The sequence below is a fragment of the Streptomyces sp. NPDC021622 genome (genome assembly GCF_040640795.1).
In the GTDB taxonomy this organism is placed as follows: domain Bacteria; phylum Actinomycetota; class Actinomycetes; order Streptomycetales; family Streptomycetaceae; genus Streptomyces.
The window spans coordinates 232335-254641 of sequence record NZ_JBFACK010000015.1 but is presented as its reverse complement, the minus strand read 5'-3'; the positions used below and the strand labels follow the sequence as shown (position 1 = coordinate 254641).

The following is a 22307-nucleotide window of genomic DNA, read 5'->3' as shown; positions in this document are numbered from 1 at the left end:
TCCGTAAACCGGCTCTGACCTGCAACGTTCCCATCCACCGGCTGTGCAGAAGAAAAACTTCCCCAGTCGGACCAAGATCGCGACAAACAGTGCGCCATCGAGCGCCCCATCGAAGGTCAAGTAAGGGTCCATTAGCCGTTGCATCTCTTACCTGTGGAAGATTACATTGGTGTCCATGACACAGGCTCCCGCGGCACCCAAGGCCGCACGGCGACGGCATGACCGAGAGATCGTCGCACTCGCCGTCCCCGCCTTCGGCGCACTCGTCGCCGAGCCTCTCTTCGTCATGGCCGACAGCGCGATCGTCGGCCATCTCGGCACCGCACAACTGGCCGGTCTCGGCGTCGCCTCGGCTCTCCTCACCACCGCCGTGAGTGTCTTCGTCTTCCTTGCCTACGCCACCACGGCCGCCGTCGCCCGACGGGTCGGCGCCGGAGATCTCCAGGCCGCCATCCGCCAGGGCATGGACGGCATCTGGCTCGCTCTCCTGCTCGGCGCCGCCGTCATCGCCGTCGTCCTGCCCACCGCACCCGCGCTCGTCGAGCTCTTCGGCGCATCGGACACCGCCGCCCCGTACGCGATCACGTATCTCCGCATCTCCTCGCTCGGCATTCCGGCCATGCTCGTCGTGCTCGCCGCCACCGGTGTACTGCGCGGCCTGCAGGACACGAAGACCCCGCTGTACGTCGCCATCGGCGGTTTCGTCGCCAACGGCGTCCTCAATGTGGGCCTCGTGTACGGCGCGGGCCTCGGCATCGCCGGTTCCGCCTGGGGCACCGTCATCGCCCAGTTGGCCATGGCCGCCGTGTACCTCTTCGTCGTCGTACGCGGAGCCAGACGCCACGGCGCCTCGCTGCGCCCCGACGCCGCCGGCATCAGGGCCTGCGCCCAGGCAGGCGCACCCCTTCTCGTCCGTACGCTCTCGCTGCGGGCCATCCTCATGATCGCGACCGCGGTGGCCGCCCGCCTCGGCGACGCCGATGTGGCCGCCCACCAGATCATCCTGTCCCTGTGGAGTCTGCTGGCGTTCGCCCTCGACGCCATCGCCATCGCGGGCCAGGCGATCGTCGGCCGCTATCTGGGAGCGAACGACGCCCAAGGCGCGCGTGACGTCTGTCGTCGGATGGTGCAGTGGGGCATCGCATCGGGGGTCGTGCTCGGCGTCCTGGTCGTCCTGGCCCGGCCGTTGTTCATCCCGCTGTTCACGAGTGACGCGGCCGTCGAGGACGCGGCGCTGCCCGCCCTCGTGGTGGTGGCCATCGCCCAGCCGATCTGCGGCATCGTCTATGTCCTGGACGGCGTCCTGATGGGAGCCGGCGACGGCCCCTACCTGGCCTGGGCCATGCTCGCCACGCTCGCCGTCTTTGTCCCCGTCGCCCTCCTGGTGCCCACCCTGGGCGGCGGGCTGACGGCACTGTGGGGAGCGATGACGCTCATGATGGCGGTACGGATGATCACCCTGTGGCTGCGATCCCGCTCGGGCCGCTGGATCGTCACGGGCGCCACACGCTGAGGCGTTTCACGACGCTGAGCCGTTTCACGTGAAACATGTGGGGCCGCACCCCGAAGGGTGCGGCCCCACATGTTCGTTCAACTCTGCCAAGCGCAGTGCTTAGGCGGAGACGACCTCGATGTTGACCTTGGCGGCAACCTCGGGGTGCAGACGCACGGACGTCGCGTGAGCGCCCAGCGTCTTGATCGGCGCGTTCAGCTCGACACGGCGCTTGTCGACCTTCGGACCACCGGCAGCCTCGATCGCCGAAGCGATGTCGGCCGGGGTGACGGAACCGAAGAGACGACCGGCGTCGCCGGAGCGAACGGCCAGACGGACCTTGACGCCCTCGAGCTGGGCCTTGACCTCGTTGGCCTGCTCGATGGTCGCGATCTCGTGGATCTTGCGCGCGCGACGGATCTGCGCGACGTCCTTCTCGCCACCCTTGGTCCAGCGGATCGCGAAGTTCCGCGGGATCAGGTAGTTACGGGCGTAGCCGTCCTTGACGTCTACGACCTCGCCAGCGGCACCGAGGCCAGTGACCTCGTGGGTGAGGATGATCTTCATTAGTCGGTCACCCTTCCCTTATCGCGCGGTGGACGTGTAGGGCAGCAGCGCCATCTCACGGCTGTTCTTCACGGCCGTGGCGACGTCACGCTGGTGCTGCGTGCAGTTGCCGGTCACGCGGCGGGCACGGATCTTGCCGCGGTCGGAAATGAACTTCCGCAGCATGTTCGTGTCCTTGTAGTCCACGTACGTGACCTTGTCCTTGCAGAATGCGCAGACCTTCTTCTTAGGCTTGCGCACAGGCGGCTTCGCCATGGTGTTTCTCCTGTGTGATCAAGAAGTGTGGGTACGGCCCACCCTTGGCCCTGAGGCCTAGAAGGGGGGCTCGTCCGAGTAGCCGCCGCCAGAGCCGCCGGAGCCGCCGGAGCTTCCGCCCCAGCCACCGCCGCCGCCCTGCTGCTGGCCGCCGCCGGCCGGCGCACCGGTCGCCCAGGGGTCGTCGGCGGGAGCACCGCCGCCACCCTGCTGCTGACCGCCACCGGAGCCGCCGCCCCAGTTGCCGCCGCCCTGCTGGCCGCCGCCACCGCCGCCGTATCCACCCTGGCCGCCGCGACCGGTGGTCTTGGTGACCTTGGCCGTGGCGTTCTTCAGGCTGGCGCCGACTTCCTCGACGTCCAGCTCGTAGACCGTGCGCTTGACGCCCTCGCGGTCCTCATAGGACCGCTGCTTCAACCGGCCCTGCACGACGACGCGCATGCCTCGCTGAAGCGACTCAGCGACGTTCTCCGCCGCCTGACGCCAGACCGAGCAGGTGAGGAAGAGGCTTTCGCCGTCCTTCCACTCATTGGTCTGACGGTCGAAGGTGCGGGGAGTGGACGCGACACGGAACTTCGCGACCGCCGCACCGGACGGGGTGAAGCGCAGCTCGGGGTCGTCGACAAGATTGCCGACGACCGTGATGACGGTCTCGCCTGCCATGGGGGAACCTCTCGGCGGGTTTGCTGCTGGCTGCTTTTGCTGCTGCTACTCGAAACCCGAGTGCCGCTGAGCTGGGAAGCTCAGTGGGTCTCGGGACGGAGGACCTTGGTCCGGAGGACCGACTCGTTCAGGTTCATCTGGCGGTCGAGCTCCTTGACGACCGCAGGCTCGGCCTGCAGGTCGATGACCGAGTAGATGCCCTCGGGCTTCTTCTTGATCTCGTACGAGAGACGACGACGGCCCCAGGTGTCGACCTTCTCAACCTTTCCGTTGCCCTCACGGACGACGGAGAGGAAGTTCTCGATCAGCGGGGAGACAGCGCGCTCCTCGAGATCGGGGTCGAGGATGACCATCACTTCGTAGTGACGCATGTGGAACCCACCTCCTTTGGACTCAGCGGCCACGGTCGTTCCGTGGCAGGAGGGTCGTGATGCGTACGCAACGGTATCGGCAGCCACTGACAATCGGGCTCCTCGATCGGAAGACCGAGCTGGAGCCCTGCCTGGAGCCTGGGCAGACACCGGTGCAGACGGTACAGAGTACCCGCACCATGGCTTCCGGTTGAAATCCGGCGCCCGACGGGCAGAATCTGTACACATCGGGTGTGTATGGCGCTACGATGCGCCGCCTTCCGCAGGAGGTGCCTCATGGCACAGGCATTGCGACCGAATACCGCCGGCTCTCTCTTCGCCACGGACGGCAAGGCCCATCCACTGCAGGACACGCTCCTCGGCGTGACCCTGGTCCTCGGTGCGATCGCCTTCGTCTCCGCGATGTTCCACAACCTCCACCTGCTCAGCTCCTGGGCCGGCCTGGTGGGAATCGCCACGGGCGCCTGGGGACAGTTCGTCTCCGAGACGACCCGTGAGCGCTTCGGCCTGATCGTCGGTCTCGGTGCGTCGGCGGTCGGATTCTTCCTGGGCATGGCCCACGGCGGCCTCTTCGGCGGGCTCTGGTGACCCGCCCTCGGCACCCCCGCCACACGTAGGCCGGGGGCCGAGTTCCGTACGCCCAGACGGGGCGCTCGCGGGGCACAGTAGGCTTCGGCGCGAGAGCCGGAGCCCCTGTACCCATGGGGACACACCAGCCCGAGGAGCGCCCCGAATGAGTCTGACCCTGAGGACCATCAGTCGCGAGCAGCATCTGGCGTACATCCAGAGCCTGCCGTCGGCAAGTCATTGCCAGGTCCCGGCATGGGCGGATGTGAAGAGTGAATGGCGTTCGGAGAACCTGGGCTGGTTCGACGACTCGACCGGCCAGCTCGTCGGCGCGGGCCTGGTGCTCTACCGCCAACTGCCCAAGCTGAAGCGCTATCTCGCGTACCTCCCCGAGGGCCCGGTCATCAATTGGTACGCCCCGAATCTGGACGACTGGCTGCAGCCGATGCTGGCGCATCTGAAGCAGCAGGGCGCCTTCTCCGTGAAGATGGGCCCGCCGGTCGTCATCCGGCGCTGGGACGCTCCCGCGATCAAGTCGGGCATCCAGAACCCGGACGTGAAGCGGCTGCGCGACGTCGAGGCCTCGCACATCGAGCCGCGTGCCTTCGAGGTCTCCGACCGGCTGCGCCGCATGGGCTGGCAGCAGGGCGAGGACGGCGGGGCCGGCTTCGGTGACGTACAGCCCCGTTACGTCTTCCAGGTGCCGCTGGCCAATCGCTCTCTGGACGAGGTCCTCAAGGGCTTCAACCAGCTGTGGCGGCGCAACATCAAGAAGGCCGAGAAGGCCGGTGTCGAGGTCGTCCAGGGCGGTTACGAGGACCTCGCCGAATGGCAGCGTCTTTACGAGATCACCGCGATCCGCGACAAGTTCCGTCCGCGGCCGCTGGGCTACTTCCAGCAGATGTGGCGGACCCTCAACTCCGAAGACCCCAACCGCATGCGGCTGTACTTCGCGCGGCACAACGGCGTGAATCTCTCCGCGGCGACGATGCTGGTCGTCGGCGGTCACGTCTGGTACTCCTACGGCGCCTCGGACAACATCGGCCGTGAGGTCAGGCCCTCGAACGCGATGCAGTGGCGGATGCTCCGCGACGCCTACGCGCTCGGCGCCACCGTCTATGACTTGCGGGGCATCTCCGACTCTCTGGACGAGACGGACCACCTCTTCGGACTGATTCAGTTCAAGGTGGGCACGGGTGGAGAAGCGGTCGAGTACATCGGCGAGTGGGACTTCCCGCTCAACAAGCTGCTTCACAAGGCGCTCGACATCTACATGTCGCGCCGCTGACCGCGCGGACCCGGCACAATTCGCACAGCCACAAATAGTCTTCATACCTCTGATACACCGCAGCCACGAGAAAGGTTCCGGGATCCGGCCATGGCGCTCACGCTCTATGTCGACACCGCGCGCTGGCGGGCACACCACAAGCACGTGCTGGAGCAGTTCCCGGGCATCGTCCCGGTCTGCAAGGGCAACGGCTACGGCTTCGGCCACGAGCGCCTCGCGGAGGAAGCGACCCGCTTCGGCTCCGACGTCCTCGCCGTCGGCACCACGTACGAAGCCGCCCGGATCAAGGACTGGTTCAGCGGTGACCTGCTGGTCCTGACTCCGTTCCGGCGGGGCGAGGAGCCCGTGCCGCTGCCCGACCGTGTCATCCGCTCCGTGTCGTCCCTGGACGGCGTACACGGCCTCGTGGGGGCCCGCGTCGTCATCGAGGTCATGTCCTCGATGAAGCGGCACGGCGTGAGCGAGCAGGAGCTCTCGCAGCTGCACGCGGCCATCGAGGACGTACGGCTCGAAGGCTTCGCGATCCACCTGCCGCTGGACCGCACGGACGGCTCGGACGCCGTCGAGGAGGTCATCGGCTGGATGGACCGGCTGCGTGCGGCCCGTCTTCCGCTGCACACGATGTTCGTCAGCCACCTCAAGGCCAATGAACTCCAGCGCCTGCAGCAGCAGTTCCCGCAGACGCGGTTCCGCGCACGTATCGGCACGCATCTGTGGCTGGGGGATCACGAGGCCACCCAGTACCGCGGCGCCGTCCTGGACGTCACACAAGTGTCCAAGGGCGACCGCTTCGGCTACCGCCAGCAGAAGGTCGCGTCCGACGGCTGGCTGGTCGTCGTCGCGGGCGGCACCTCGCACGGCGTGGGCCTGGAGGCCCCGAAGGCGCTGCACGGCATGGTGCCGCGGGCGAAGGGCGTGGCCCGTGCGGGCCTCGCAACCGTCAACCGCAACCTGTCGCCGTTCGTCTGGGCCGGCAAGCAGCGCTGGTTCGCCGAGCCGCCGCACATGCAGGTCTCCATCCTCTTCGTGCCATCGGACGCGCAGGAGCCGAAGGTGGGCGAGGAGCTGGTGGCCCATCTGCGGCACACCACCACGCAGTTCGACCGCATCGTCGACCGCTGACCACGTAGCTGACTAGACGACGCTGAACACACGAAGAAGGGCCGGGCGCGACCACATCGCGCCCGGCCCTTCTCGTACGTACCTGTTCGCTCAGGGTGAAATATCGGTCGTCGTCGACCCCCACCGCACGACGGGCCTTTCCGTGGAATGCACCGCGTGCCGGGATGGATGGGCCGCCGGACCGAGGACGAAGACGTCCTGCGCACCGTCCAGGACGCCCCCGGACGGATCGTCGTCGCCGGACCGCCGCACCGGGTCCCGCTCCGGCATGAGGATGTCGCGTACGACCATGGCGCACAGGTACAGGGTCCCCAACAGGTGGATCACGATGACCAGTTGGTAGCCCTCGGTCGGCAGTCCCTTGTGGGCGTCTCCGCTCGTCGTGTACGCGAGGTACAGCCAGATCCCCAGGAAGTACGCGACCTCGCAGGCCTGCCAGATCAGGAAGTCCCGCCAGCGCGGCCGGGCCAGCGCGGCGAGGGGGATCAGCCACAGGACGTACTGCGGCGAGTAGACCTTGTTGGTGAGGATGAACGCGGCGACCACCAGGAAGGCCAGCTGCGCGAAGCGCGGGCGGCGCGGCGCGGTCAGGCCGAGGGCGCCGATCCCCAGGCAGGCCAGGAGCATCAGGGCGGTGGCGAGGGTGTTGACCGTGTCGGTGGACAGCGGGTCGTCCATGCGCTGGGAGAGGATCAGCCAGAAGGAGCCGAAGTCGACACCCCGCTCCTGGCTGAAGGTGTAGAACTTCGCCCAGCCCTCGCGGATGTGGAAGCCCGAGGCATCGTGGTCGATCATCACCGGCAGGTTCACCACGAGCCAGGCACCCACCGCGGCGCCGGCCGTCATACAGAACGCCCGCCAGCGCCCCGCGCGCCAGCACAGGATGAGCAGCGGGCCGAGCAGCAGCACCGGATAGAGCTTCGCGGCGGTCGCCAGGCCGAGCAGAATGCCCGCGGAGAGCATCCCCTTGCGTGCCCACATCAGCATCGCCGCGGCCGTGAGAGCGACGGCGAACAGGTCCCAGTTGATGGTGGCCGTCAGAGCGAAGGCGGGCGCCAGGGCGACGAGCAGGCCGTCCCAGGGGCGGCGCCGGTGGGTGCGGGCGACGCAGACGGCGATGACCGCCGTGCAGGCCATCAGCATCCCGGCGTTGACCATCCAGTAGAACTTCTCCTGGTGCTGGATGCTGCCGCTGCCCGGTGTCAGCCAGGAGGCCACCTCCATGAACACACCGGTCAGCACCGGGTACTCGAGGTACTCCATGTCGCCGGGCAGCTTGTCGAAGTAGGGCACGAGCCCGTCGGCGAAGCCGCGCCCTTGGTAGAGATGAGGGATGTCGGAGTAGCAGGCGTGCGTGTACTGCGAGCTCGCGCCCTGGAACCAGGCGCCGTCGTAGCACGGCATCTTCTGCACCATGCCGAGCGCGAACATCCCGATGGCCACGAGCGCGATGACACGTACGGGAGTCCACCAGGTGGCCGCATACAGCACTCTGCGGCCGATGGGCCCGCCGATCAGCTCGCTGCCGGCCGCCGCGACCTCATCCTCCTTGGTCGGCCGTACGGGCTCCGGCTGCCGCCCGCTCGAGGGCTGGTGCACGCTCGTGCGCGTCGTTTCTGCACTGGGCATGCCGCACATCCTGCCGTACGCGCCTGAGAACACGGAGAGGGCCGCCACACCGTACGGGTGTGGCGGCCCTCTTCATGATCGGCTGTGCGTGTTTCACGTGAAACAGTGCGTTTCACGTGAAACATGCACGCGGGGTGCCTCGGTCAGCCTGTCGGGCCTCCGAAGATGCCTCCGTTGCCGTTGCCGTTGCCGTTGCTTCCCCCACCGTCGGTCGGCTCTTCTGTGACCGGTGGTGACGGTTCGCCGGTGCTGCCATCGGTGGTCCCGCCGTTCCCGCCACCACCGTTGTTGCTGCACTGCCAGTCCCAGTCGGCACAGGACTCACCGGGATCGGGGCTGCCCGACGGGCTCGGGGACGGTCCGGTCTCCGAGGCGCTCGGCGACGGCGACTCCTCCGGCTCCTCGGTCTCCGTCGGAGTCGGGCTCGGCGGCGGGGTCTCACCGACGACCTCACCGATCGGCTCCGGCACAGGGAAGTTCTTCACGGGCTGACCCTTGAGGGCCTGCTCCATGTAGTCCTTCCAGATCTGCGCGGGGAACGAGGCACCGTGGATCTTCTGCTCGCCACCCGTGCCGAACATCTCCAGGAACTCGCGCTTCTTGTTCCCCTCGTTGTCGTCGAGGCGGTACATGCTGATCGCCGTCGACAGCTGCGGGGTATAGCCGACGAACCAGGCGGACTTGTTGCCGTCGGTCGTACCGGTCTTGCCCGCCACCTGGCGGCCGCTCAGCTGGGCCGAGGTGCCGGTGCCCTTCTCGACGACGGTCCTGAGCACGTCGGTGACGTTGTTGGCGACGTCCGGGTCGAAGGCTCGCTTGGTCTGCGACTCGTGCTCGAAGACGGTGTTGCCCTTGTGCTCGACTTCCTTGACCGAGTACGGCTCGTTCTGCTTGCCGCTGGAGGCGAACGTGGAGTACGCGCCGGCCATGCGGATCGCGCTCGGAGAGGACGTACCGAGAGAGAAGGACGGGTAATTGGCGCTGGCCAGGCTGTTCTCCTTGATGCCGGAGGCGATGGCCGCCTCCTTCACCTTGTCCAGGCCGACGTCCATGCCGAGCTGCACATAGGCCGAGTTGACGGACTCCCGCATCGCCTCGCGGAGGTCGATCTGGTAGCTCGGGGCGTTGTAGGACGCGTCACCGTCGTTGGTCTGGAGCCACTCCTTACCTTCCTTGTCCGTCCAGATGCTGCCGTCGTAGTTCTTGATCTTGAGCTTGTTCTTGCCGCTGTAGAGGCTCTTGGGGTTGACGATGGTGCGCTCGCCCTCGCCCTGGTCCGGCAACCCGTCCTTGTTGCGCGTGCCGTCCTTGAAGGCGGCGGCCAGCACGAAGGGCTTGAACGTCGATCCGACCTGGGCACCGGTCTGGTCCGCGTTGTTGGTGAAGTGCTTGGTCGCGTCCTCACCGCCGTAGATCGCCTCGATCGCGCCGTCCTTCGGGTTCACCGAGGCGCCACCGAACTGGACGTGGGTGTCCTTGTCCTTACGCAGCTTGGGCTTGATCTTCGCCTTGCGGACCTTCTCCACGGACTTCTCGAGCTCCTTGACCTTCGTCCTGTCGAAGGTCGTGTGGATCTCGTAGCCGCCCTGCTGGAGGTCATTGGCCGTGATCTTGCCGTCGCTGTTGTTGATCACGTACGCCTTGGCCAGGTCGACCAGGTAACCGATCTGACCGCCGAGCTGGGCGTTGGACCGCGGGTTCTGCAGCTTCGGGAACTTCCTGTACTTGTCCCGCTCCGCGGAGGTCAGGTGGCCGTCCTTGACCTCTTCGTCAAGGATCCAACTCCACCGCTTCGTGGCCCGTGCCGTGTTCGCGTCGCGCGTGGCGGCAGGGTCGACCTCGGGAGAGCCGGCGGGGTCGTAGTACGTGGCGCCCTTGAGGACCGTCGCGAGAAGCGCGCACTGGCTGGGGTCCAGCTCAGTGGCGTCCTTGTTGAAGTACGCGTGGGCAGCGGCCTGGATGCCGTAGGCACCGCGACCGTAGTAGGCGGTGTTGAGGTACCCCGCCATGATCTCTTCCTTGGGGACCGTCCGGCCGACCTTTATGGAGATGAAGAGCTCTTTGAACTTACGCGTGACCGTCTGCGACTGATCATTGAGGCGCGCGTTCTTCACGTACTGCTGAGTGATGGTCGAGCCACCCTGGGTCTCGCCGCCCTTGGCCATGTTGACCAGGGCACGAGTGATGCCCATGGGGTCGACACCCTTGTCGTCCTCGAACGTCTTGTTCTCCGCCGAGATGACGGCGGTCCGCATCGCCTTGGGGATCTTCTCGTAGTCGATGATCTGGCGGTTCGTCTCACCACCGGTCGCGACCATCTGCTTGCCGTCGGCCCAGTAGTACACGTTGTTCTGTGCCTTGGCGGCCTCGTCGACCTTCGGCACCTCCACCAAGGCGTAGGCGATTCCGGCGACCGCCATCAGGCTGCCGAGGAAGCCGACGAACAGGCCGGTGACAAGACGCCAGGACGGGACCCAGCGCCGCACACCTTGCTTGTTCGCGCGCGGATAGTCGATGAACCGCTTCTTGGCCGGTCCCTGACCGCCGCGGCCCCTGCCGCGCCCCGGCCCGGCCGGCCCGCCGGGCCCACCACGCCGGCCTCCGCCACCACCGCCCGAGCGGCCGGCACCGGACCCGTCGGCCGCCCTGCGGCGGCCGCCGCCCGTACCGACGGCACCGCTGCGCTGCGCCGCGCGACGGGCCTCCGCCCGGCCGCCGTAGGAACGGTCCCCGTCGGGGGCACCCGATCCGTACGAGCCGGTTGAGGAAGTGGGCGATCCAGTGGCGCCACGCGGTGCCGCGCGGCGGCCCGACGAATCGCCGGAGACGCCGCGTCTGGTCGCGGCGCGTCCGCCGCCCTGCGGCTGCGGCGGTTTGCGACGGTGCTCGCTCATCGAACGACTACTCCTCGGGCAGGCGCAGATGTCCGCGCCTGGAAACGGCGGCTGGTTTCCGGTCCCCCCGAAGTACGGATGCGCCCATCCCCGCGCTCACCCGCACTACACCAGGGACGACGACGCCCTCAGGCGTCACTTGGTTCCCGGCGGTCTGCATGGCGCACAGACTACGCACCGTCAAAACCCTCGTAGGGCCGAAGTTCACCCCAAATCAGGCAAGTTACTTCCTACGAATCGGTGATGTGACGCCGTTCACCGTTTCCCCTCTTGCCCCGTGAGGAGCGCCGTTCTATCGTCTCGATGTATCGAGTCGATACATCAGCTCGGCATAAAGACCGTGCAGACAGACGCTGGCAGACGGGAGGCGACACATGAGCAGACGCTCCGGCATCCTCGAGTTCGCCGTGCTCGGCCTGCTGCGCGAGTCCCCGATGCACGGCTATGAGCTGCGCAAACGACTCAACACGTCACTGGGAGTGTTCCGCGCCTTCAGCTACGGGACGCTCTACCCCTGCCTCAAGACGCTGGTCGCCAACGGCTGGTTGATCGAGGAAACGGGGAGCACCCCCGAAGACACTCTCGCGGCTCCCCTCTCCGGGCGCCGCGCCAAGATCGTCTATCGGCTGACGGCGGAAGGTAAGGAGCACTTCGAGGAGCTGCTCTCGCAGACCGGCCCCGACGCGTACGAGGACGAGCACTTCGCCGCCCGCTTCGCCTTCTTCGGGCAGACCTCGCGGGACGTACGCATGCGGGTGCTCGAGGGGCGTCGCAGCCGCCTCGAGGAGCGCCTGGAGAAGATGAGCGCTTCCCTGGCCCGCACCCGGGAGCGCCTGGACGATTACACGCTTGAGCTGCAGCGGCACGGAATGGAGTCCGTGGAGCGCGAAGTGCGCTGGCTGAACGAGCTCATCGAGAGCGAGCGGGCGGGGCGGGACCATCAGCGGTCCACCCCAGACGGCTCTGCTCGGCAAGACAGCACATCTGGGGAGTCGGGCGGCCTGCCCCGGCGGCGGGACGTGAACCCGCCGCCGGATCCGTCCGATGACACCGCCAAGTGAGACCCCGCGTTCCGCAGGGTTTCATCCGGAATACACAGATCACACAGGGAGCAACCGGAATGGGTTCGGTTCGCGTAGCCATCGTCGGCGTGGGCAACTGCGCCGCCTCGCTGGTCCAGGGCGTCGAGTACTACAAGGACGCAGACCCGGACACCAAGGTCCCGGGCCTGATGCACGTCCAGTTCGGCGACTACCACGTCGGTGATGTCGAGTTCGTCGCCGCCTTCGATGTGGACGCCAAGAAGGTCGGCCTCGACCTCTCGGACGCCATCGGCGCCAGCGAGAACAACACCATCAAGATCTGCGACGTGCCGAACAAGGGCGTCACCGTCCAGCGCGGCCACACCTACGACGGCCTGGGCCTGTACTACCGCCAGACCATCGAGGAGTCCGCCGAGGCCCCGGTCGACATCGTCCAGATCCTCAAGGACAAGCAGGTCGACGTCCTCGTCTGCTACCTGCCCGTGGGTTCCGAGGACGCTGCGAAGTTCTACGCGCAGTGCGCCATCGACGCCAAGGTCGCCTTCGTCAACGCCCTCCCGGTCTTCATCGCCGGCACCAAGGAGTGGGCCGACAAGTTCACCGAGGCGGGCGTCCCGATCGTCGGCGACGACATCAAGTCGCAGGTCGGCGCCACCATCACGCACCGTGTGATGGCGAAGCTGTTCGAGGACCGCGGTGTCCGTCTTGAGCGCACCATGCAGCTCAACGTCGGCGGCAACATGGACTTCAAGAACATGCTCGAGCGCGACCGCCTCGAGTCCAAGAAGATCTCGAAGACGCAGGCCGTCACCTCGCAGATCCCGGACCGTGAGCTGGGCGAGAAGAACGTCCACATCGGCCCGTCGGACTACGTGGCGTGGCTGGACGACCGCAAGTGGGCGTACGTCCGCCTCGAGGGCCGTGCCTTCGGCGACGTCCCGCTGAACCTGGAGTACAAGCTCGAGGTCTGGGACTCCCCGAACTCGGCGGGTGTCATCATCGACGCCCTGCGCGCCGCGAAGATCGCCAAGGACCGCGGCATCGGCGGCCCGATCCTCTCCGCGTCCTCGTACTTCATGAAGTCCCCGCCGGTGCAGTACTTCGACGACGAGGCGTACGACAACGTCGAGAAGTTCATCAAGGGCGAGGTCGAGCGCTAAAGCTCAGCAGTCGCACTTGTGTTGAGGGTCCCCGGGCAATCCGCCCGGGGACCCTCCTCGTATGTGAGGCTGTGCCCCATGGGTGTCGTCGGTGACCTGCGCGTACTGATGCGCCTGCGGGACTTCCGGCGCCTGCTCGCCGTGCGGCTGCTCTCCCAGGGCGCCGACGGCGTCTATCAGGTGGCGCTCGCCTCGTACGTCGTCTTCTCGCCGGAGAAGCAGACCTCGCCCGGCGCAATCGCCGCCGCGATGGCGGTGCTCCTCCTCCCTTACTCGCTGATCGGCCCGTTCGCCGGCGTGCTCCTCGACCGCTGGCCGCGCCGCCAGGTCTTCCTGTACGGCAACCTGCTGCGGGCGGCGCTGGCCTCGGTGACGGCGGTGCTGATGCTGAGCGGCGTGCCGGACTGGCTGTTCTACGCCTCCGCGCTCTGCGTCACGGCCGTCAACCGGTTCGTCCTCGCCGGGCTCTCGGCGGCGCTGCCGCGCGTAGTCGACGCCGATCGGCTTGTCATGGCCAACTCCCTCTCGCCGACGGCCGGGACGCTCGCCGCCACCGCGGGCGGCGGCCTCGCGTTCGCCGTACGCCTGGTCGTCTCCGACTCGGACGCGGCCGTCGTCCTGCTCGGAGCCGCCCTATACCTCTGCGCGGCGCTCGCCTCGCTGCGCATGGCACGTGAACTCCTCGGCCCGGACCCGGAGCTGGTCCAGCCACGCCTCGGCGCGGCGCTCTCCGGTACGGCGCGGGATCTGCTGGCCGGCGTGCGGCATCTGTCGCAGCGGCGTCCCGCCGCCCGCGCGCTGCTCGCCATGACCCTCATGAGGTTCTGCTACGGCGCCCTGTCGGTCATGGTCCTGATGCTCTGCCGGTACGCCTGGTCGTCCACGGAGTCCGACGGGCTCGCCCTCCTTGGCCTCGCCGTGGCGATCTCGGGGGCGGGCTTCTTCATGGCGGCGGTGGTGACGCCCGCCGCGGTGAACCGGCTTGGCCCCGGCGGCTGGATCGTCGCCTGCGCCGGGGCGGCGGCCGTCCTGGAGCCGGCACTCGGCCTGCCCTTCGAGGCCGTCCCCCTACTCATCGCCGCGTTCCTCCTGGGCCTGACGACCCAGGGGGCGAAGATCGCCACGGACACGGTGGTGCAGTCCGAGGTGGACGACGGCTTCCGTGGCCGGATCTTCTCCATCTACGACGTCCTGTTCAACGTCGCGTTCGTCGCCGCGGCGGGAGCGGCGGCCCTGATACTGCCGCCTGACGGTCGATCGGTTCCGCTGGTGGTCACGGTCGCCGTTATCTACGCAGCAATTGCTGGGGCTATGGCCCATCTTAACTCGCAATAGTTTCTCTAGCTCCATTCTGGGCTTCAGAGATACTTCGCGATGCAACAGAATCGGCGCTCACCGTTTGGCGAGCGCCGAGACTTGGCTTCAACTTCGCGGCACTACTAGCGAAGGTCGAAGCGCCAACTACTCAGGTAGTCCTTTCCCTTACAGAAGGCCTTAGACGTCTTCAGCTTGGGCGTGCCCCAATCGCCGTACACGCTGTAGGCGTCACCGCGGTACGGGTCGCACACGGCTATCACTCGAAATTGCCCGGTACCCTTGCCGCAGGACGCATAGGCGTACATCGGGTAACCGTCGCGATCCCCTCCCACAAGGCAGTTACCCGGTGCCGCGTGCGCCGTCGCGGGAAGGGCAATCATTCCAGCAACCACGCCGATGGTTGCCACCCCCATTGCGAGTACCCTCTTCAACTGATCCTCCTTGAGCAAACGGTCAACTTGCCAAGTTCATCTTCCAATGGGCTAGAACTCGAAGGAGGAATTTTCCCAAAGTGAGGCCTAGATCACTCAATAGAGGTCCGCAAGGCGGTTCTTACTCGTCACCTGCCGCTCACTCCACTTTGAGGGTGAGCATGCGGTCGAGAGGGCTACTTGGCCCCTGCAAGGCTCGCCACTCTTGCCCGCCACCGCCGTGTCCCGCTCCATCACCCCGTCCTCAAGGCGCATCTCATGGCAGGAACTTGTTGGCGTAAGTGTGGTGATGGCCCTACTCATGCTGCCGCCTGACGGTCGATCGGTTCCGCTGGTGGTCACGGTCGCCGTTATCTGCGCAGCGATTGCTGCCGCTATGGCCATATTTGACGCGCAGTAAGTGTCACATCAGTGCCACAGAGCCCCTCTGGACTTCAGAGATCCCACTGCGTCCCTATAGCTTACGGACGTCGTATCCGCGCCATCGCGCTCTCGTTCGAGGGGGACCCCCAAACATGACTACTCCACCGCCCCAGGGCCAGAACCCCTATGGCCAGCCCCAGGGTGGCGCCCCGTATCCGCCCCAGCAGGGCCAACCGGGCGTTCCGCAGCAGCCCTACCCCGCCTTCAACCAGGGCGCCCCTGTCCCTCCGCCGCAGCCGCAGCGCCGCCCCATCAAGACGTACCTGCGCGGCGCGGCCGTGGTGCTCGGCATCATCGTCATCGCGGGTGGCTGGTGGGCGAGCCGGGACGACGCGGACACCGCGGCGGTCGGTGACTGCCTGAAGCCAGCCTCGTCCTCCTCGGACCGCATGGAGGTGGTGGACTGCTCCTCCTCCGAGGCAGAGTCCAAGGTCCTCAAGAAGATCGACGGCCACTTCACCCAGATCAGCGCAGAGACGGAGTGCCGCAAGGTCGATGGCGCCACCGGCTTCTACGCCGAGACAGGGGACGGCGAAGAGTTCCTGTTCTGCACGAAGGGCGCGTGACCTCACGCAGGCTTAGGCGAAAGGGGCACTGTTTCACGTGAAACAGTGCCCCTTCGCATGTCCGGACCCGGCTTCGCATGACCGGACCCGGTGCGATGTTTCACGTGAAACATCGCACCGAACCCCACCTCACTCCTGCGCGGCCCACCACTCCTTGAGCGCCGCGACCGCCGCGTCCCGCTCCATCGGGCCGTTCTCGAGGCGCAGCTCCAGCAGGAACTTGTAGGCCTGGCCGATGACAGGGCCCGGGCGTACGTCCAGGATCTGCATGATCTCGTTGCCGTCCAGGTCCGGGCGGATCGAGTCCAGCTCCTCCTGTTCCTGGAGGCGGGCGATGCGCTCCTCCAGGCCGTCGTACGCGCGCGACAGCGCACTCGCCTTGCGCTTGTTGCGCGTCGTGCAGTCGGACCGGGTCAGCTTGTGCAGCCGGCTCAGAAGCGGGCCCGCGTCGCGTACATAGCGGCGTACCGCCGAGTCCGTCCATTCGCCCGTGCCGTAGCCGTGAAAGCGCAGGTGCAGCTCCACCAGGCGGGAGACGTCCTTCACGAGCTCGTTCGAGTACTTGAGCTCCGTCATCCGCTTCTTGGTCATCTTGGCGCCCACCACCTCGTGGTGGTGGAAGGAGACCCGGCCGTCGTCCTCGAAGCGCCGCGTCCGCGGCTTCCCGATGTCGTGCAGAAGGGCCGCGAGCCGCAGCGTCAGGTCCGGCCCTTCCTCCTCCAGCGCCATCGCCTGTTCAAGGACGATCAGCGAGTGGTCGTAGACGTCCTTGTGCCGGTGGTGCTCGTCACGTTCGAGACGCAGCGCCGGGAGCTCGGGGAGAACGTGCTCGGCAATGCCTGTGTCGACAAGTAGAGCCAGTCCCTTTGCCGGGTACGGCGAGAGGAGCAGCTTGTTCAGTTCGTCACGTACGCGCTCGGCGGAGACGATGTCGATGCGCTCGGCCATCGCCTTCATCGCGGCGACGACCTCCGGAGCCACCTCGAAGTCCAGCTGCGCGGCGAACCGCGCGGCCCGCATCATCCGCAGCGGATCGTCGGAGAAGGAGTCCTCCGGGGTGCCGGGGGTGCGCAGGACGCGCTCCGACAGGTCCTCAAGACCGCCGTGCGGGTCGATGAACTCCTTCTCGGGGAGCGCCACCGCCATCGCGTTCACGGTGAAGTCACGGCGTACGAGGTCTTCCTCGATGGAGTCGCCGTAGGACACCTCGGGCTTGCGCGAGGTCCTGTCGTACGCCTCAGAGCGGTACGTGGTGACCTCGATCTGGTAGCCATCCTTCTGGCTGCCGACCGTGCCGAAGGCGATCCCCACCTCCCACACCGAATCCGCCCACGGCCTGACGATCTTCAGTACGTCCTCGGGGCGGGCATCGGTCGTGAAGTCCAGGTCATTGCCGAGCCGGCCAAGGAGCGCGTCTCTCACCGAGCCGCCGACCAGGGCAAGGGAGAACCCGGCCTCTTGGAAACGGCGGGCAAGGTCGTCCGCGACAGGGGACACGCGCAGTAGTTCACTGACTGCGCGGCGCTGCACCTGGCTCAGTGCGCTGGGATTCTCTTCATTGGCGTTCGGCACAACAGAAAAGGGTACGTGGCCCGCGCACCCCCGGCCGCCCGGTTTTCCGGGCTGCTCCAGCCCCGCGCGCCCCTCCCCGGCCAGGTCTTCCGATCATGTGGAGCAGTCCGCGGCACTTCGCCACAGCGCACCTCGTTACCATGCGTGGACGCACAACCGACGACCACTGACGACGACGAGGACGGGCAACGCGTGGCCGAGGCGGCAGACTTCCCGGGGACCAGTCCCTCACCTGCTCGCCGGTGGCTGCGGCGCACGGCAGCGCTGCTGGCTGGGGCCCCTTTGCTGGCAGGTGCGCTGCAGCTCCCTGCGGCGCCGGTCGCGGATGCCGCCGTGCCCGGCGCGGCGGCCAAGGCCACCGGTTCCAGCACCGTCGACGTCTCGCTGAACTCGCTGACCCCCACCGCCCCGACGGAAGACGACACCGTCACCGTCTCCGGCACGGTCACCAACAACGGCAAGCAGACGGTGACCGGAGCCGAGGTCGGCCTGCGCCTCGGTCCTGCCCTGACCGGCCGGAGCCAGATCGACGCGGCCGCCAAGCGCACCGGCTACCAGCCGGGGGCCGACGGAGCCGAGGTCGGCGGCAAGTACGTCGAGAAGGTCTCCAAGCTGGCGCCTGGCGTCCGCACGGACTTCAGCATCTCCGTGCCGGTCAAGGCGCTGGACCTCGGCATCGATGGCGTCTACCAGCTCGGTGTCTCCCTCACCGGCCGGACATCGGCCCAGCCGTGGTCCCAGGTGCTCGGCTTCGAGCGGACCTTCCTGCCGTGGCAGGCGGAGGACGCCGACACGAAGACGAAGACGACGTATCTGTGGCCGCTCATCTCCACCTCGCACCTCACGGCGGAGACCGGCTCGGACGAGCAGCAGACGCCCGTGTTCACCGACGACGACCTGGCCAAGGAGATCGCCCCCGGCGGCCGCCTCGACCAGATGCTGTCGCTGGGCCGCAAGCTCGACGTCACCTGGGTCGTCGACCCCGATCTGCTGGCCTCGGTCGACGCGATGACACGGAGCTACCGGGTGCAGACCGCCGACGGCAGGTCGACCACAGCGGGCAGGAACCAGGCGGTCGCCAAGCAGTGGCTGAACGACCTCGAGCAGACCGTGCAGGACGAGAAGGTCGTCGCGCTGCCCTTCGCCGACCCCGACCTCGCCTCGCTCGCCCACAACGGCAAGACGGTCAGCGGGTCCCTCGGCCAGCTCAAGGGCGCCACCGACGTCGGAGCCGAGGCCGTGGAGACGATCCTCCACGTCAAGCCGCGGTCGGACTTCGCGTGGCCGGTGAACGGCGCGCTCGACCCGTCGATCGTCGATGTCTCCACCTCCGCCGGCGCCCACACGGTGATCGCCCGCAGCGACAGCCTGCGCGAGACCGGCGGGCTGCCGTACACGCCCAACGCCGCACGGCCCATCGGCGGCGGCACGACCGCCGTGGTGGCCGACGACGGGCTCTCCACCGCCTTCCAGGGCGACATGACGGGGGCCGAGAACTCCACGCTCGCCGTGCAGAAGTTCCTCGCCCAGAGCCTGATGGTCACCCTGCAGGACCCGGACAAGCAGCGGAGCATCGTCGTCGCCCCGCAGCGCATGCCGACCGCCAGCCAGGCCCAGTCGATGGCGAAGGCGCTCACCGCCCTCTCCGAAGAGCGCTGGTCGGAGCCGCAGGACCTGACGGCGGCGGCGAAGGCCAAGCCGGACCCGGCGGCCACGACCAAGGTGCCGTCGGCCGGCTCCTACCCGGCGTCGCTGCGCAAGCAGGAGCTGCCGAGGTCAGCCTTCCAGGACATCCAGGACACCCAGAACAAGCTCAACCGCTTCAAGACGATCCTCAGCGAGCCCGACCGCGTGATCACTCCCTTCGGGCGGGCCATAGACCGCGAGATGTCCACGTCGTGGCGTGGCCGGGCCGCAGAGGCTGACGGGTTCCGCCGGGGCGTGCAGAACTACCTGACGACGCTCACCCAGCAGGTGCGGCTGATCCAGAAGTCCGACGCGAAGCTCTCGGGCCGCAGCGCGACGATCCCGGTGACGGTCCAGAACAACCTGGTCCAGGGCGTCGACCACATGGTGCTGCGCCTCACGTCGCAGAACCCGACGCGACTGAAGATCGGCGGCGAGGCCTACTGGGAACAGCCGGTCAAGATCGCGGGCGGCCACGCCCAGTCGGTGAAGTTCACCACGACCGCCAACGCAAACGGCCCGGTCCCGGTCTACGCCCAGCTCTACACCGAGGATGGCCAGCCGTACGGCAAAGCGGTCCGCTTCGACGTGAACGTCACCGAGATCACCCTCACCGTGATGCTCGTCATCGCGGGTGGCGTCCTGCTCCTCGTGCTCGCCGGGTTCCGGATGTACACCCAGCGCAAGCGCGCCGCCCGGAAGCAGGCCGAGGAGGCCGCAGCCGACGGCTCCGACCACGGACCCGACGACGGCCCGGACGGCGAGTCCGGGGCCGAGTCCGGGGACGACGACCCCGAGCAGCCGAGTGACCCGACACCGGACACCGCTCCGGAAAGCACCGACCCGTCGGACACGGGTGAGAGAGTGGACCGTTGAGCGATGTCGTGGCCGGTGGGCCCGGGGACGATGAGGTGGGGTATCCATGAACGCGCCGTACGACGGTGACCGTGGCCAGGGCGCGGGCGGTTCAGGCCCTCCTGAGAACGGGCAGATGCCACCGCAGCCTGCCCCGGACGTGTACCTCCAGGACGCCTACGACCAGGACCCCTACCGCGCGCAGGACCTCAGCGCCCAGGACCCGGTGACCGAGGCGCTGTACGACCGCGCCGCGCACCCCCCGCCGCCCCCCGGCTACTACCAAGACCCGCAGCCGCTCTACGCCCAGCCGCCATCCCCTCAGCACGCGCCGGACCCCCGCGTGTGGGCCCAGACCCCGGCTCCCGAGCCGGACGGTCCGACCCGGCACCTTCCCTACGGCGACGACGCCCGTACGACCCAGTTCGTGGGCGTCGACGACCTCGTCACCCAGGCCGGCGAGGAGCACCACGAGCCGGACGCCTTCGCCCACCTCTTCCGCGACCAGCAGCCGGGCGGCTACCGCGAACCGCAGGGCGCCGCCTACCAGCAGCCCGGCGGCTACCCGCAGGACGGCTACCCCCAGGGCAACCAGGACGGCTACCAGCAGGGCAACGGCCACCAGCAGCCCGATGGCTACCACCCGCCCGAGCCGCCGGGCGTCCCCGCCCCGGCAGCCCCGGCTCCGGCGCCCGCCCCGAAGTCGAGCAGCGGTGGCCGCGCGTCGAGCCTGCTGAAGTCCAGTGCGGTGATGGCCGCGGGCACCCTCGTCTCGCGTCTCACCGGCTTCATCCGTTCCGCCCTGATCGTCTCGGCGCTCGGCGTCGGACTGCTCGGTGACACCTTCCAGGTCGTCTACCAGATCCCGACGATGATCTACATCCTCACCGTCGGCGGCGGCCTCAACTCCGTGTTCGTACCGCAGCTGGTGCGTTCCATGAAGACGGACGAGGACGGCGGCGAGGCGTACGCCAACCGCCTGCTGACCCTCGTCATGGTGGCGCTCGGCCTCCTCACTGTCCTGGGCATCGTGCTGGCTCCGCAGCTGGTGCGGGTGATGTCCGTGCCGGTCGCCAACGACCCGGCGGCCACCGAGGTCGGTACGACGCTGCTGCGCTACTTCCTGCCCTCGATCTTCTTCATGGGAATCCATGTGGTGATGGGCCAGATCCTCAACGCGCGCGGCAAGTTCGGCGCGATGATGTGGACGCCGGTCCTCAACAACATCGTCATCATCGCCACGCTCGGCATGTTCATCTGGGTCTACGGATCGTCGGCGTCGTCCGGCATGACCGTGACCAGCATCCCGCCGGAGGCTGAACGGCTCCTCGGCGTCGGTGTCCTGCTCGGTCTCGTCGTCCAGGCCCTGGCGATGATCCCCTACCTGCGCGAGACCGGATTCAAGCTGCGTCCGCGCTTCGACTGGAAGGGCCACGGCCTGGGCAAGGCCGCCAAGCTGGCCAAGTGGACGATCCTGTTCGTGCTCGCCAACCAGGCGGGCGCGCTCGTCGTCACCCAGCTGGCCACCGCCGCCACCGTCGACCTGCCGTCGACGAGCGGCATCGGCTTCGCCGCCTACGCCAACGCCCAGCTCATCTGGGGACTCCCGCAGGCGATCATCACGGTCTCCCTGATGGCGGCCCTGCTGCCCCGCCTGTCCCGCTCGGCACAGGACGGTGACACCGGCTCCGTCCGCGACGACGTCTCGCAGGGCCTGCGCACGACAGCGGTCGCGATCGTGCCCGTCGCCTTCGGATTCGTCGCACTCGGCATCCCGATGTGCACGCTGATCTTCGGCTCCTCGGGCAGTGCCCAGGCCACGAACATGGGCTACATGCTGATGGCCTTCGGCCTCGGCCTGATCCCCTACTCCGTGCAGTACGTCGTGCTGCGTGCGTTCTACGCCTACGAGGACACGCGGACGCCCTTCTACAACACGGTCATCGTCGCCGCCGTGAATGCCGCCGCCTCCACGGCCTGCTACTTCCTGCTGCCCACCCGCTGGGCGGTGACGGGCATGGCCGCCATCTACGGCCTCGCCTACGCCATCGGCGTGGGCGTCGCCTGGCAGCGGCTGCGGAAGCGTCTCGGCGGCGACCTGGACGGCGCCAACGTCCTGCGTACGTACGCCCGTCTCGGCATCGCCTCGCTGCCCGGAGCGCTGCTCGGCGGCGCCGCCGCGTATGCCGTCACTCAGGGGCTCGGTCAGAGCGTCCTCGGCTCGCTGGCGGCGTTGATCGTGGGCGGTGCGGTGCTGTTCGGCGTCTTCTTCATCGCGGCGAAGCGCATGCGGATCGCGGAGCTCAACTCCATGGTCGGGATGGTGCGCGGCCGCCTCGGACGGTGAGTTCGGGGGGTCCGCACAACCATCACCGGCCACCGCGTGTCGTGCATAGCGCCGGACTG

General features: G+C 67.8%; 17 protein-coding genes. 10 read left to right on the top strand and 7 right to left on the bottom strand.

What is annotated here, in order from left to right:
* Nucleotides 1-175 precede the first annotated feature (175 nt).
* Entirely contained in the window at nucleotides 176-1513 is a 1338-nt protein-coding gene (locus AB0G47_RS28625) for an MATE family efflux transporter (RefSeq protein WP_360775700.1), read from the top strand.
* Nucleotides 1514-1612: 99 nt separating this feature from the next.
* Here AB0G47_RS28625 and rplI read toward each other — a convergent pair whose 3' ends face one another.
* The 4 genes from rplI to rpsF form a co-directional block, all read right to left on the bottom strand.
* Nucleotides 1613-2059, bottom strand: coding sequence for a 50S ribosomal protein L9 (gene rplI, locus AB0G47_RS28620; protein ID WP_266864498.1), 447 nt, complete (start codon nucleotides 2057-2059; stop codon nucleotides 1613-1615).
* Between the two features lie 18 nt (nucleotides 2060-2077).
* Nucleotides 2078-2314, bottom strand: coding sequence for a 30S ribosomal protein S18 (rpsR, locus tag AB0G47_RS28615; RefSeq protein WP_003949403.1), 237 nt, complete (start codon nucleotides 2312-2314; stop codon nucleotides 2078-2080).
* Nucleotides 2315-2371: 57 nt separating this feature from the next.
* On the bottom strand, nucleotides 2372-2977 hold the full coding sequence (locus AB0G47_RS28610) for a single-stranded DNA-binding protein (RefSeq protein WP_135331198.1): 606 nt from the start codon (nucleotides 2975-2977) through the stop codon (nucleotides 2372-2374).
* 80 nt (nucleotides 2978-3057) lie between these two features.
* Nucleotides 3058-3348 (bottom strand): 30S ribosomal protein S6, encoded by a 291-nt coding sequence (gene rpsF / locus AB0G47_RS28605; protein WP_006604399.1) that lies wholly within the window; start codon nucleotides 3346-3348, stop codon nucleotides 3058-3060.
* A gap of 276 nt (nucleotides 3349-3624) precedes the next feature.
* On the opposite strand from rpsF, the gene AB0G47_RS28600 reads away from it, so the two are divergent.
* From AB0G47_RS28600 to AB0G47_RS28590, 3 genes are all read left to right on the top strand, one after another.
* On the top strand, nucleotides 3625-3936 hold the full coding sequence (locus AB0G47_RS28600; protein ID WP_266864494.1) for a hypothetical protein: 312 nt from the start codon (nucleotides 3625-3627) through the stop codon (nucleotides 3934-3936).
* A gap of 145 nt (nucleotides 3937-4081) precedes the next feature.
* Entirely contained in the window at nucleotides 4082-5203 is a 1122-nt protein-coding gene (locus tag AB0G47_RS28595; RefSeq protein WP_266864493.1) for a peptidoglycan bridge formation glycyltransferase FemA/FemB family protein, read from the top strand.
* A 90-nt stretch (nucleotides 5204-5293) separates the two neighbouring features.
* A complete protein-coding gene (locus tag AB0G47_RS28590) occupies nucleotides 5294-6325 on the top strand; it encodes an alanine racemase (protein WP_266864492.1) in 1032 nt (343 codons plus the stop codon).
* A 90-nt stretch (nucleotides 6326-6415) separates the two neighbouring features.
* On the opposite strand, the gene AB0G47_RS28585 is transcribed toward AB0G47_RS28590, so the two are convergent.
* The gene (locus AB0G47_RS28585) at nucleotides 6416-7963 is read right to left on the bottom strand and encodes a glycosyltransferase 87 family protein (RefSeq protein WP_360775744.1); all 1548 of its coding nucleotides are present in this window, start codon (nucleotides 7961-7963) and stop codon (nucleotides 6416-6418) included.
* A gap of 134 nt (nucleotides 7964-8097) precedes the next feature.
* Nucleotides 8098-10848: a transglycosylase domain-containing protein gene (locus AB0G47_RS28580; RefSeq protein WP_360775693.1), complete on the bottom strand. Its 2751-nt coding sequence runs from the start codon at nucleotides 10846-10848 to the stop codon at nucleotides 8098-8100.
* A gap of 374 nt (nucleotides 10849-11222) precedes the next feature.
* On the opposite strand from AB0G47_RS28580, the gene AB0G47_RS28575 reads away from it, so the two are divergent.
* The 4 genes from AB0G47_RS28575 (at nucleotide 11223) to AB0G47_RS28560 (ending at nucleotide 15788) form a co-directional block, all read left to right on the top strand.
* The gene (locus AB0G47_RS28575; protein WP_360775690.1) at nucleotides 11223-11909 is read left to right on the top strand and encodes a PadR family transcriptional regulator; all 687 of its coding nucleotides are present in this window, start codon (nucleotides 11223-11225) and stop codon (nucleotides 11907-11909) included.
* A 59-nt stretch (nucleotides 11910-11968) separates the two neighbouring features.
* Nucleotides 11969-13051: an inositol-3-phosphate synthase gene (locus tag AB0G47_RS28570; protein WP_360775687.1), complete on the top strand. Its 1083-nt coding sequence runs from the start codon at nucleotides 11969-11971 to the stop codon at nucleotides 13049-13051.
* Between the two features lie 78 nt (nucleotides 13052-13129).
* Complete coding sequence (locus AB0G47_RS28565) at nucleotides 13130-14386, top strand: MFS transporter (RefSeq protein WP_360775684.1); 1257 nt, start codon at nucleotides 13130-13132, stop codon at nucleotides 14384-14386.
* Nucleotides 14387-15314: 928 nt separating this feature from the next.
* On the top strand, nucleotides 15315-15788 hold the full coding sequence (locus tag AB0G47_RS28560; RefSeq protein WP_360775681.1) for a hypothetical protein: 474 nt from the start codon (nucleotides 15315-15317) through the stop codon (nucleotides 15786-15788).
* Between the two features lie 129 nt (nucleotides 15789-15917).
* Here AB0G47_RS28560 and AB0G47_RS28555 read toward each other — a convergent pair whose 3' ends face one another.
* On the bottom strand, nucleotides 15918-17360 hold the full coding sequence (locus AB0G47_RS28555) for a CCA tRNA nucleotidyltransferase (RefSeq protein WP_360775678.1): 1443 nt from the start codon (nucleotides 17358-17360) through the stop codon (nucleotides 15918-15920).
* A 192-nt stretch (nucleotides 17361-17552) separates the two neighbouring features.
* Between AB0G47_RS28555 and AB0G47_RS28550 the strand changes: the two genes are divergently transcribed.
* Both AB0G47_RS28550 and murJ read left to right on the top strand, forming a co-directional pair.
* Nucleotides 17553-19922, top strand: a complete 2370-nt coding sequence (locus tag AB0G47_RS28550) for a DUF6049 family protein (RefSeq protein ID WP_360775741.1) — start codon at nucleotides 17553-17555, stop codon at nucleotides 19920-19922.
* A gap of 46 nt (nucleotides 19923-19968) precedes the next feature.
* Entirely contained in the window at nucleotides 19969-22248 is a 2280-nt protein-coding gene (gene murJ / locus AB0G47_RS28545) for a murein biosynthesis integral membrane protein MurJ (protein WP_360775673.1), read from the top strand.
* Nucleotides 22249-22307: the final 59 nt, after the last annotated feature.

Coding starts and splice junctions, on each gene's coding strand:
- AB0G47_RS28625 (WP_360775700.1), top strand. CDS start 176: ATGACACAGGCTCCCGCGGCACCCAAGGCCGCACGGCGACGGCATGAC.
- rplI (WP_266864498.1), bottom strand. CDS start 2,059: ATGAAGATCATCCTCACCCACGAGGTCACTGGCCTCGGTGCCGCTGGC.
- rpsR (WP_003949403.1), bottom strand. CDS start 2,314: ATGGCGAAGCCGCCTGTGCGCAAGCCTAAGAAGAAGGTCTGCGCATTC.
- AB0G47_RS28610 (WP_135331198.1), bottom strand. CDS start 2,977: ATGGCAGGCGAGACCGTCATCACGGTCGTCGGCAATCTTGTCGACGAC.
- rpsF (WP_006604399.1), bottom strand. CDS start 3,348: ATGCGTCACTACGAAGTGATGGTCATCCTCGACCCCGATCTCGAGGAG.
- AB0G47_RS28600 (WP_266864494.1), top strand. CDS start 3,625: ATGGCACAGGCATTGCGACCGAATACCGCCGGCTCTCTCTTCGCCACG.
- AB0G47_RS28595 (WP_266864493.1), top strand. CDS start 4,082: ATGAGTCTGACCCTGAGGACCATCAGTCGCGAGCAGCATCTGGCGTAC.
- AB0G47_RS28590 (WP_266864492.1), top strand. CDS start 5,294: ATGGCGCTCACGCTCTATGTCGACACCGCGCGCTGGCGGGCACACCAC.
- AB0G47_RS28585 (WP_360775744.1), bottom strand. CDS start 7,963: ATGTGCGGCATGCCCAGTGCAGAAACGACGCGCACGAGCGTGCACCAG.
- AB0G47_RS28580 (WP_360775693.1), bottom strand. CDS start 10,848: ATGAGCGAGCACCGTCGCAAACCGCCGCAGCCGCAGGGCGGCGGACGC.
- AB0G47_RS28575 (WP_360775690.1), top strand. CDS start 11,223: ATGAGCAGACGCTCCGGCATCCTCGAGTTCGCCGTGCTCGGCCTGCTG.
- AB0G47_RS28570 (WP_360775687.1), top strand. CDS start 11,969: ATGGGTTCGGTTCGCGTAGCCATCGTCGGCGTGGGCAACTGCGCCGCC.
- AB0G47_RS28565 (WP_360775684.1), top strand. CDS start 13,130: ATGGGTGTCGTCGGTGACCTGCGCGTACTGATGCGCCTGCGGGACTTC.
- AB0G47_RS28560 (WP_360775681.1), top strand. CDS start 15,315: ATGACTACTCCACCGCCCCAGGGCCAGAACCCCTATGGCCAGCCCCAG.
- murJ (WP_360775673.1), top strand. CDS start 19,969: ATGAACGCGCCGTACGACGGTGACCGTGGCCAGGGCGCGGGCGGTTCA.